At 55.6% G+C, this 1,352-nt stretch carries 1 protein-coding gene; it reads right to left on the bottom strand.

The features are described from left to right. Positions 1–1,293: biotin attachment protein (locus E0765_RS04790; protein WP_132812088.1), on the bottom strand; the 1,293-nt coding region annotated here is incomplete at its 3' end. Between the last annotated feature and the right edge of the window lie 59 nt (positions 1,294–1,352).

Below are 1,352 nucleotides of genomic sequence, written 5' to 3'. Positions count from 1 at the left end.
CTTCTCAAGCATGGCCTTTGCAGCGGCAACGCCCTTCTTGGGATCCTTCTCGTTGATGTCCACTACTTTCTCGGTGGTGGGCTTCAGGCCCATGGCTTCGGAACAAGCCTTCACAACTTGTGGATCGGGAGCGACGGGGGTCTTGCCGAAATAGCCGAGCACCATCTTTCCATAGCCTTCTGCAATCTTCTTCCAAGGTCCGAACATGACGTTGTTGAAAGCCTGCTGGAAGTAGAACTGGGAAACAGGGGTAACGGAGGTTCCGTAACCGCCCTTTGCAACCGTCTCAGCCATGGCTTCAACGATGGCAGGGTACTTGTCCATCAGGTTGTTGTCCCTCAGCATCTGGGTGTTTGCAGTAAGTGCGCCGCCGGGAAGCGGGGAGAAGACGATTTCGGGAGTGACGGTCATGGCTTCGGGGGGGATGATGTAGTCTTTCATGCAATCCTGGAATACAGCCTCGGCTTCACGGATCTTCTTGATATCGATGCCAAGATCGAAGTCGGTGTTGCGCAGGGCATGCCACATGGTGATGATGTCGGGCTGGCAGGTGCCGCCGGAAACAGGCATCATGGACAGGTCGACCTGGTCGGCACCTGCTTGGAGGGCGCTCATGTACTGCTGGATGCAAACTCCGGCGGTATCATGGCTGTGGAATACAATGTTCATGTCCTTGCCCAGCATCTTGCGGGCGCGCTTGATGGTTTCGTAGACGTACGCAGGAGTGGAGGTGCCGCTGGCATCCTTGAAACAGACGGACTGGAATTCGATGCCGGCATCAAGAATCTGCTTGAGGGTTGCTTCATAGAAGTCGGGGTCGTGTGCGCCGGTGCTTCCCGGGGGAAGGCTCATCATGGTAACAACCACTTCGTGTCTCAGTCCGGCATTGACGATGGATCGGCCGCTGTCGATGAGGTTGTTGACATCGTTTAAGGCATCAAAGTTGCGGATGGTGGAAATGCCGTGCTTTTTGAAGAGCTTGGCGTGGAGGTCGATGATGTCCCTGGGGTAGGAGTCAAGTCCAACGACGTTGACACCGCGCGACAGTGTCTGCAGGTCTGCATCGGCTCCGGCTACTTTGCGGAACTCGTCCATCATTTCGAAGGCGTCTTCATTTGAGTAGAAGTACGGTGACTGGAAACGGGCACCGCCGCCGGCCTCGAAGTGGGAGATGCCAGCCTCGCGGGCTGCAGCTACTGCAGGCATGAAATCCTTGGTGAATACGCGTGCGCCATAGACAGACTGGAAGCCGTCACGGAACGCGGTGCACATGAACTTGACTTGTTTTTTCATTTGGAATTGTCCTCCGGGTGTTACTTATTCTTTCGACTTGGCGAATGCGGCCACGATGG

It is taken from the genome of Sulfuricurvum sp. IAE1 (assembly GCF_004347735.1).
In the GTDB taxonomy this organism is placed as follows: Bacteria; Campylobacterota; Campylobacteria; order Campylobacterales; family Sulfurimonadaceae; genus Sulfuricurvum.
The sequence above is the reverse complement of the archived record's forward strand: the minus strand, read 5'-3'. Positions and strand labels throughout refer to the sequence as shown.